The sequence below is a fragment of the Humidesulfovibrio sp. genome, assembly GCF_035560995.1.
Lineage (GTDB): Bacteria > Desulfobacterota > Desulfovibrionia > Desulfovibrionales > Desulfovibrionaceae > Humidesulfovibrio.
The window spans coordinates 1-9,670 of record NZ_DATMYK010000291.1 but is presented as its reverse complement, the minus strand read 5'-3'; the positions used below and the strand labels follow the sequence as shown (position 1 = coordinate 9,670).

General features: G+C 66.9%; 8 protein-coding genes and 1 pseudogene. All 9 read right to left on the bottom strand.

The window, feature by feature from the left end:
- Positions 1 to 182, bottom strand: a pseudogene (locus VN419_RS11370) (LPS ABC transporter substrate-binding protein LptA); the annotation flags it as partial.
- Between the two features lie 58 nt (positions 183 to 240).
- On the bottom strand, positions 241 to 783 hold the full coding sequence (locus VN419_RS11365) for an OmpH family outer membrane protein (RefSeq protein ID WP_325647345.1): 543 nt from the start codon (positions 781 to 783) through the stop codon (positions 241 to 243).
- A gap of 29 nt (positions 784 to 812) precedes the next feature.
- Positions 813 to 3,188 carry a replication restart helicase PriA gene (gene priA, locus VN419_RS11360; protein WP_325647344.1) on the bottom strand — a complete coding sequence of 792 codons (2,376 nt, stop codon included), beginning with the start codon at positions 3,186 to 3,188 and terminating at the stop codon, positions 813 to 815.
- Positions 3,189 to 3,216: 28 nt separating this feature from the next.
- On the bottom strand, positions 3,217 to 4,092 hold the full coding sequence (gene galU / locus VN419_RS11355) for a UTP--glucose-1-phosphate uridylyltransferase GalU (protein WP_325647343.1): 876 nt from the start codon (positions 4,090 to 4,092) through the stop codon (positions 3,217 to 3,219).
- 24 nt (positions 4,093 to 4,116) lie between these two features.
- Positions 4,117 to 5,472, bottom strand: coding sequence for a phosphoglucosamine mutase (gene glmM / locus VN419_RS11350; protein ID WP_325647342.1), 1,356 nt, complete (start codon positions 5,470 to 5,472; stop codon positions 4,117 to 4,119).
- A gap of 43 nt (positions 5,473 to 5,515) precedes the next feature.
- Positions 5,516 to 6,424, bottom strand: a complete 909-nt coding sequence (locus VN419_RS11345; RefSeq protein ID WP_325647341.1) for a CdaR family protein — start codon at positions 6,422 to 6,424, stop codon at positions 5,516 to 5,518.
- 2 nt (positions 6,425 to 6,426) lie between these two features.
- Positions 6,427 to 7,176 (bottom strand): diadenylate cyclase CdaA, encoded by a 750-nt coding sequence (gene cdaA / locus VN419_RS11340; protein WP_325647340.1) that lies wholly within the window; start codon positions 7,174 to 7,176, stop codon positions 6,427 to 6,429.
- Between the two features lie 30 nt (positions 7,177 to 7,206).
- Complete coding sequence (gene folP / locus VN419_RS11335; protein ID WP_325647339.1) at positions 7,207 to 8,076, bottom strand: dihydropteroate synthase; 870 nt, start codon at positions 8,074 to 8,076, stop codon at positions 7,207 to 7,209.
- Positions 8,073 to 9,670: ATP-dependent zinc metalloprotease FtsH (gene ftsH, locus VN419_RS11330; RefSeq protein WP_325647338.1), on the bottom strand; the 1,598-nt coding region annotated here is incomplete at its 5' end. The genes folP and ftsH, both read right to left, overlap by 4 nt.

Sequence of the window (9,670 nt, the reverse complement as noted above, 5' to 3'; positions counted from 1 at the left end):
AGACAGGGATCGAACACAGCGGCCCAGGCCTCGTCCTGAAAATCCACGCGCACGGTCTGCCCGGCCTTGAGCACGCGCACCTTGAGCGCGCCGTCCGCCGGGCTTTCGCGCACGGAGACATTGCCCGTGACCACGTACAGGCGGCCCCAGCGGGGTTCCTCGGCCAGGGCGGCGGCGTTCAACAGGAGGAGGAGAAGAGTTGCAAGAAACAGTCGGGTCGGAATAGGCGAAAGGCGCATGTCATTTGCCCCGTGCGTCGAGTTCCCGGGCCACGCGTTCCGTCAGGTCCGTGTTGGCCTTGTCCACATAGCCCACGGCCGCGGGGTCGGTGATGATGATGGCGTAGCCGCCTTTTTTGCCGATGTCCTCCAGCACCGCGTCGGCACGTCGCATGACGTACTGCAGCAGCTTGGCTTCCTCGGCCTTGATGTCGCGGGCGTTCTCCTGCAGCAGGGTCTCATGCAGGCGGCTCTTGCGGCGATAGGCTTCCTCGCGCCGGGCGCGCTCCGCGGCGGAAAGGGCGGTGGCCTCGGATTCCTTGCGCAGAACGGCCAGTTGAGAGGCGCTCTCCTTGGCCAGGCGGTCCTTTTCCGCAACATAGCGGGCCAGGTCGGCCTTGGCCATCTGCCCAAGCCGGGTCTCGTTCACCACGCGCTGCGGGTTCACAAAGCCGATCTTCTGCTGGGCAAAGGCCTGGGCGGGCGCAAAAAGAAGCGCCGCAAGGGCGCAGATGCCGAGGGTACGACGCAGTGCGTAGAAATGGCTCATGCGGTTTGGATACATGCGGCCGCGCCTCTTGTCGAGGACTTGCGCTAGAGCATGTTTACGGGATCGAGGTCGAGGTCCAGGCGGAAGGCCTCCGGCGCTGCGCCAGGGCGGTTCAGCGCGCAGTACAGGCTGCGGATGGCCTGCCAGTCCGCGCATTTGAGAAGGCAGTTGAAGCGCTTGCGGCCTTTCAGCTGGGCCAGCGGGGCCGGGGCCGGACCCAAGACGTCCACGCCCAGGGGCCGGGCGGTCTCGCGCAGGGTCTTGGCGAACACGGTGAGGCCCTGCTGCACGTGCTCGGCCTCCGCCGGGCAGGAAAGGCGCAGAAGCGCCAGCTTGGCGAAGGGCGGATAGCGGAAGCGCTGCCGCTGGGCGATCTCCCGCTCGTAGAAGCCCGTGTAATCCGCGCTGAGGACGAAATCCCAGAACGGATGCCCCGGGTTGCGCGTCTGGATGATGACCTGGCCCGGGCGCTCGCCCCGGCCCGCCCGGCCGGACACCTGCACCAGAAGCTGGAAGGTGCGTTCGGCCGCGCGGTAGTCCGGCAGGTTGAGGCCCATGTCCGCGTTGGCCACCACCACCAGCGTCACGCCCGGAAAGTGGTGCCCCTTGGAGAGCATCTGCGTGCCCACAAGCACCTGCCCCTCGCCGCTGGAGAAGCGCCGGAGGATCTCGTCCAGGCGCTCCTGCCTGCGGGCGCTGTCGCGGTCCATGCGCAGGATGGACACCTCGTGCCCCAGGGTGCGCTGGAAGTATTCCTCCAGGCGCTCGGTGCCGTCGCCCATGGGCACGAACATGGTGCCGCCGCACTTGGCGCAGGGCATGGGATAGGGGTGCGAAAAACCGCAGTAGTGGCAGGTCAGGCGCTCGCGCAGCTTGTGGTAGGTCAGGCCCACCTGGCAGTCCGGGCACTTGGGCACTTCCTCGCAGTTCATGCAATACATCACCGGCGCGTAGCCCCGGCGGTTCAGCATGACGATGACCTGCTGGCCCGCGTCCAGAGTCTCGCGGATGGCGGACAGGGCGTCCGGTGCAAAGGGCTCGTCGGCCTTGAGACCGGTGATGTCCGCCAGGCGCACGGCGGGCATGGGCCGACAGCCCACGCGCCGCGCCAGGGTGGCGCACGGCAGCTGGCCCGACTGCGCGGCGTGGAAGGTCTTCACGTCCGGCGTGGCGCTGCCCAGGACCAAAAGCCCCCCGGAACGCCGGATGCGCGTGAAGGCCAGCTCCTTGGCGTGGTACGGCAGGCGTTCCTCCTGCTTGTAGGACTCGTCGTGCTCCTCGTCGAGGACCAGCAGGCCGAGGTTGCGCAGGGGCAGAAACAGGGCCGAGCGCGTGCCGACAACCAGCACCGGCCCCTTGGCCGCGGCCACGCGGGAGAAGGTCTCCTCCCGGCGCGAGGGCGTCTGGTAGCCGTGGGAGAAATAGGCCTCGGCCTCGGGGAAGGCCGCGCGCACCTGCCGCCACAGCTGGCTGGCCAGCGCCACCTCCGGCGCAAGGAGCAGCACCGAGCGCCCCAGGGCCAGGGCCCGGCGCGTCAGCTCGAAATACACATGGGTCTTGCCGCTGCCGGTGACGCCGTGCAACAGGGACATTTTGGCCTGCGGGCTTTCCAGCGCAGGCAAAAGCGCGTCCAGGGCCGCGCGCTGCTCGTCCGTGGCCGTAAGGCCGGACACCGGCGCGCACTCCGGCGGATCGGGCGTCACGGCCGGGGCGTCGTCGGTCTCGACTGCGGTTTCATCGGGATCGCCCAGCCGCACCAGCCCGGCCTGGGTCAGCTTCTGCAGGGCCAGCTGCCCCGGAGGGCCAAAGGCGGCCTTGAGCATGCCCAGGCTCATGGGCCCGTTCTCGAACAGGCGTTCAAGCAGGCGCAACTGGTTCACGGCATTGGGCCGCACGGCCCAGGGCGGATCGGCCGACAGACAGGCGTACAGTTCCTCGGCTTGGCGCTTGAGGCTTACGCGCACGCGCATGCGCCCCTGGCCCCACACCTCGGCCAGGGCGGCCAAACGCTCGGGCGCCAGTTCGGCCAGGGCCTTGGGCGCCAGCCTGCGGGGAAAGTCCTTGTGCTCAACGTCGAAACGCACCTGGGCCGTGCGCAGGCCGCGCGGCAAGATGAGCTCGAGCACCCGGCCAGGATGGGCCATGTGCCGGGCCGCCAGGTCGCGCACAAGCTCGAGTGTGTCGGGATCGAGCACCGGGGTCTGCTCCAGGGGCCAGAGCAGCGGCTTCAGGTCCACCCCTTCGGGCGGCGTTTCGCAGGGGCCTTGCAGAACGCCCACGCGCAGGCCCCGGCTCAAGGGGGCCAGCACTCGCAAACCCTGCACGGGCGCGGGCAGCCAGTCCGGCCACAGGTAGGTGAGCGCCGCATAGGGCGGGCTTGCCAGCCACACGTTCCATGCGCTGGGCCCGGTTCCGCTCACGCAATCACCCCGCAAGCCCGGAAGGGCTCTATTTGCCCTTGCACGGCACGAGTTCGTGGATACGGCGCACGAGGTCGTCGTGCAGATCCTCGTCGTGCAGGGCGAAGTAGATGTTGGCCGTGAGGTATTCCACCCAGTCGCCTGCGTCGAAGCGCTGGCCGCGCAGCTTCACCGCCAGCAGGCGGTTCTTGGCGGCCAGGCCTTGCAAGGCGTCGGTGAGCTGCAGCTCGCCGCCCACGCCGGGCTCCAGCTTCTCCAGGTAGTCGAAAATATCGGGCGTCAGCACATAGCGGCCCACGATGGCCAGGCGCGAAGGGGCGCTGCCCACGGCGGGCTTTTCCACCAGGTTGCGCACGCGGTACACGCCGGGGCGGTATTCCTCGCCCTCGATGATCCCATAGCGGTCCACCTTGCCCTCCGGCACCTCGATGACGCCGACCACGGCCATGTTCTCGGCCTTGGCCACATCGAGCAGCTGCTGGATGCCGGGCTTCATGCCGAACATCAGGTCGTCGCCCACCATGACGGCGAAGGCTTCATTCTTGCACACCTCGCGCGCGCAGAGCACGGCGTGGCCCAGGCCCAGCTGGATCTTCTGGCGCACGGCGATGATGTTCACCATGTTCGCCACTTCGCGGATCTCGTCCAGCTGCTTGGTCTTGCCCTTGCGCTCCAGCAGGTTCTCAAGGGTCAGGTTGTGGTCGAAATGGTCCTCGATGATGGTCTTGTTCTGGCTGGTGACGAGCACCACAGTGTCGATGCCGGAGGCCTGGGCCTCCTCCACCACGTATTGCACCACCGGCTTCTTGAAGATGGGCAGCATCTCCTTGGGGATGTTCTTGGTGGCGGGCAGGGATCGGGTGCCCCAACCGGCGACGGGAATGACGACCTTGCGCACGTCCATGGGCTACCTCCTGCTGCTGCGATGCTAGGAACGCAGGCTGCGTTCCAAAAGCTCGGCGATGTCGTTGGCGTACTGGGTCACGCGGTCGGTGTCCTCGCCCTCAACCATGACGCGGGCCTTGGGCTCCGTGCCGGAGTAGCGCAAGAGCACGCGGCCCCGGCCCTTCATGTCGGCCTCGGCCTGGGCCACGGCGCGGCCCACCTCCGGCAATTCCTCGAAGGGCACCTTCTTCTCCACGCGCACGTTGACCATGACCTGGGGGAAGGGCTCGATGAGGTGTGCCAGAAGCGACAAGGGCAGATTCTTCTGGCACATGATGCGCAAAAGCTGGAGCGCGGCCAGGGTGCCGTCTCCTGTGGTGGAATGCTCCATGAAAATCAGGTGGCCGGACTGCTCGCCGCCGAGCATGGCGCCTTCGCGGCGCATGGCCTCCACCACGTAGCGGTCGCCCACCGGGGTGCGCAGCAGCCTGCCGCCCTGGTCGCGCATGAACATTTCCAGGGCCATGTTGCTCATGACCGTGGCCACGAGCAGGCCCCCGGCGAGCTTGCCCTGCTCCAGCATGTCCTGGGCGCACAGGGCCATGATCTGGTCGCCGTCCAGGATCTTGCCCTGTTCGTCCACCACGATGAGCCGGTCGGCGTCGCCATCGAGCGCCAGGCCGATGTCGGCCCCGACCTCGCGCACTTTCTCCGCCAGCTTGTCCGGGTGGAGGCTGCCGCAACCTTCGTTGATGTTCACGCCGTTGGGCGAAACGCCCATGGCGATGACCTCGGCCCCCAGTTCCTCGAACATCTGCGGGGCGCCGCCGTAGGCCGCGCCGTGGGCGCAATCCAGCACGATCTTCATGCCGGAGAGGGTCATCTCACGCGGGAAGGTGTGCTGCAGATACACGATGTAGCGGCCCCAGGAGTCCACAATGCGCTTGGCGCGGCCCACACGCTCCGGCGCGGGAAAATCCCAGGCCGGATTCTCGGCCAGGACCAGCGCGGCGATCTCGCTTTCCACCTCGTCGGGCAGCTTGAAGCCCTCGTGGTCGAAGAACTTGATGCCGTTGTCGTGGAAGGGATTGTGCGAGGCGGAGATGACCACGCCGAGGTCGGCGCGCATGTTCCGCGTAAGGAAGCTGATGGCCGGAGTGGGCATGGGCCCGACCAGAAATACGTCCATGCCCACGGCGCAGAAGCCGCTGGTCAGCGCGGTCTCGAACACATAGCCCGAAAGGCGCGTGTCCTTGCCGATGATGACCTTGTGCCTGCGCTTGCCGTTGCGGAACTTCTGCCCTGCGGCGAGGCCCAGGCGCAGGGCCACTTCCGGAGTCATGGGATATTCGTTGACGCGGCCGCGCAGGCCGTCGGTGCCGAAAAGCTTTTCACGCATGAACGAGGGGTCTCCTTGCGCCAAAGGGGCGCTCATAAAAAAGCTACTTGCGGATGGTCACGTCCACAGTCTCCGTCTGGCGGGAGAGCACGCGGAAGCCGTCCGGGATCTTGAGTTCATAGCGCACAGGATGACGGCCGGGCTTGAGCCCGCCGGGCAGGGACACCACGGCGGCAAGGCCTTCAATGTCGCGCCCGGCCTCGGCCTCGCGCAGCAGGGGCACCGGACCCTCCACCTGCACGCGAATGAACTTCTGCGCGCTTTGGGCCTGCAGGCCCGGGCCGGTCTGCAACTTCACAGGCACACGCACCCAGGCGGTCTTGATCTCCGGCCCGAAGCGCAGGCTCACCTTCACCTGTCCAGGGTTGGCTTCAACCCCGTCAGCCAGCTTGATGGGCACGTCCTCGGACCACAGGGCTGGCGGATCGTCGAAATCAAGCTGCACGGCCACGCGGGCCTGGGTCATCTGCTTCACCTGGCGCTCCGCGCCGCGCACCTCAACCACCTCCGGCTGGGTCTTGATCTCCAGCAGGCGGTAGTCGGGCCGAAGGGCCCCGCGCCATTCTGCGATGACGGGAACGTCCTTCTTGGCGATGCGGTCCACGGTCAGAATCAGGCGCGAGGGCTTCACCTCCACCACCTCATAGGCCATGGAGAGCGGGATGCGCTCGCGGTCGATGTCCACGAGGTTCTCGCCCACCTTGAGGCGGGAGACATCAAGGGAATAGGTCCACTTGCGGCGGTCGAGGGAGCGCACCAGGCCCTTTGGCCCGCGCACGCGCACCTCTATCTTGCTGACCAGTCCCTTGCGGATGGTAAGGCCTTCGGGCGCGTTGGTCATTTCCACGCTCATGTCCACCCAGGCCTCCACTTTCTCACGTCCGGTAAGCAGGTACCAGGTGAGGATGGCCAGGGCCAGGGCGATGGCGACGTCTTTCCAGTTCTTGAGCACGGCTAGCGCTCCAGGGCGTTCTTGATGACCCGGCGCAGGCGCAGGTCGTTCAAGGAGGTTGTGAGACGGCCGCTCATGGCGATGGACACGGTGCCGCGCTCCTCGGAAACCACGATGGACAGGGAGTCGGATTCCTCGCTGATGCCCAGCGCCGCGCGGTGGCGCGTGCCGAAGAGGCTCTGCGCCTTGAGCTTGGAGGACAGGGGCAGGATGCACCCGGCCGCGGCGATGCGGCCCCGGCGGATGACCACCGCGCCGTCGTGCAGGGGGGTGCCAACCTGAAAAATGGTGCTCAAAAGCGAGGCTGTGATCACCGCGTCCATGGGCACGCCGCGCTCGATGACCTCGCCAAGGGGCTCGTAGCGCTCAATAACAATAAGCGCGCCAACCTTGGACTTGGCCAGGGACATGACCGCCTGGGACAGCTCCTCGACGATGGCGTCGGAGAGCTGCGGCTTTTTCCAGAAGCGTCCGGCGCCCATCTGCGCCAGAGCCCGGCGCAGGTCGCCCTGGAACAAAATTATGATGATGAGCACGATGGAGCCAAGGAAGTTCGTCAAGAGCCAGTTGAGGGAATACAGGCCCAGTTCGTTGGACAGGTAATAGACCAGAAGCACCAGCACCAAGCCGTAGATCACCGCCACCGCGCGCGTGCCGCGCACCAAGTGGATGATGTAGGCGTAGATCGCCGCCACGAGCAGAATATCCAGGGCCTCGCGCCAGGCCACATTGAACCCGATGAGATACTCCATCCCCACGCCTTGTGCTGAAAAGACTGTCGCCTACGAAATCGCCGCGGCGATGCGCGCGGCCTGCCGCGACAGGGCCACCTCATGCACGCGGTGCACCAGCACCCCGCGCGCCACAAGCAGGCCCGTGGCCGTGGCCGTGGCCTGCTGCCGTTCCTGTGGCCCCAGGCCTAGCAGTGTGCCCCAGAGAGTCTTGTTGGACAAGCCCATATATACCGGGCGGCCAAATTTTCCAAACCGCTCTATACCACGCAGAATCGCGAGATTATGCTCCAGCAGTTTGCCAAATCCGATGCCGGGGTCAAGCACGATGTTGGCCTCGGGCAGGCCCGCCCCGGTGAGAACGCCCAGGCGCTCCTCGAAAAACGCGCAGATGTCGTCCACGACATCGCCGTAGCGCGGGTCGTTCTGCATGGTGCGCGGCTCGCCTTGGCTGTGCATAAGCACATAGCCGGGCTTCATCTGCCCCACCACGTCCAGCAAGGCGGGATCGAAACGGCAGGCGGATACGTCGTTGACCACCAGCGCCCCGGCTTCAAGAGCCGCGACGGCCACCCTGGCCTTGTAGGTATCCACCGCCAGAACCGGAAAGGGGCCGGGCAGGCCGTCCATGTCCCGCGGCGACAGCTGCGACAATTCGCGGATCACCGGCACGACGCGTTCCAGCTCCTCGGCCTCGGAAACCTGCGGCGCGCCGGGCCGGGTGCTCTCCCCGCCCACGTCCAGCAGGTGCGCGCCCTCATCAAGCAGCTTGCGCCCCTGGGAAACGGCGGCGGCGGGCGCATTGTGCCGCCCGCCGTCATAAAAGGAGTCCGGCGTGGCATTCACTATGCCAGCCAGCAAAAAGGGGGCAGGGCCAAGCACCCTGCCCCCCGCTATGGTCCAGGTCGCGGAACCGATCACTCTTCGTCCCGCTCCGGCTTGTAGGGCTTGCGCACCGGGGTCGGGGGCACTTCTTCCAGCTTGAACTCGGCCTCCGGGGCCTTGCCAGCGTCCGAGCCGGGCGTTGAGGCCGCTGCGCCAGACGCGCCGCCGGTCACACCGGGGGTCGCGGGCGGGGGCGTATCGCCGAACTTGCGGCTCATTTCCTCATAGGCCTTGGCCGCGGTGCGCACGCTGCCCTCATCAACCGGCGGAGGCAGGGTCTCGCCGCGCATGAGCATGTCGATCTCATCTCCGCTCACGGATTCACGCTCAAGCAGCGCCTCGGCGATCTTGTGCAGGTGGTCCATGTTCTCGGACAGAAGCTTCTTGGCGCGCTGGTAGCCCTCGTCCACAAAGCGGCGGATCTCGGCGTCGATCAAGCGCGCGGTCTCGTCGGAGTAGTCCTTGTGCTGCATGAAGTCGCGGCCGAGGAAGACCTGCTGGCCGTCGTCGCCGTAGCTCATGGGGCCGAACTTGTCGCTCATGCCCCACTGGCAGACCATGTTGCGGGCCATCTTGGTGGCGCGCTGGATGTCGTTGCTGGCGCCGGTGGTGAGCTGGTTCAGCACCAGTTCTTCGGCCACGCGGCCGCCGAAGAACATGGCCAGAGTGTTCTCAAGGTAGCTGCGCGAGTAGTTGTGGCGGTCGTCCACGGGCAGCTGCTGGGTCAGGCCCAGGGCCATGCCGCGCGGGATGATGGTCACCTTGTGCACCGGGTCGGTGCCGGGGATGAGCTTGGCCACCAGGGCGTGACCGGCCTCGTGGTAGGCCGTGGTCTTCTTCTCCTCGTCGGAGAGGATGATGCTGCGGCGTTCCTTGCCCATGAGCACCTTGTCCTTGGCCTCCTCGAAGTCGCTCATGTTCACGCGGTCCTTGCCCATCTTGGCGGCATGGAGCGCGGCCTCGTTGACGAGGTTCTCCAGGTCCGCGCCGGAGAAGCCCGGTGTGCCGCGCGCCAGAACGTCCAGGTCGACTTCCTCGGCCAGGGGGCTTTTGCGCGTGTGCACGGCCAGGATGCGCTTGCGTCCGCGCACGTCCGGCGTGGGCACCACCACCTGGCGGTCGAAGCGGCCGGGGCGCAGCAGCGCCGGGTCGAGCACGTCCGGGCGGTTGGTGGCGGCAATGAGGATGACCCCGTCGTTGGACTCGAAGCCGTCCATTTCGACGAGGAGCTGGTTCAGGGTCTGCTCGCGCTCGTCGTGGCCGCCGCCCATGCCGGTGCCGCGCTGGCGGCCCACGGCGTCGATTTCGTCGATGAAGATGAGGCAGGGAGCGTTCTTCTTGCCCTGCACGAAAAGGTCTCGCACACGGGCGGCACCCACGCCGACGAACATTTCAACGAAGTCCGAGCCGGAGATGGAGAAGAAGGGCACGCCGGCCTCGCCCGCGACAGCGCGCGCCAGGAGCGTCTTGCCCGTGCCCGGAGGGCCCACGAGGAGCACGCCCTTGGGGATGCGCCCGCCCAGGCGGGTGAATTTCTTGGGTTCGCGCAGGAAGTCGACGATTTCCGACAGCTCTTCCTTGGCCTCGTCCACGCCGGCCACATCCTCGAAGGTCACCTTCTGGGTGTCCT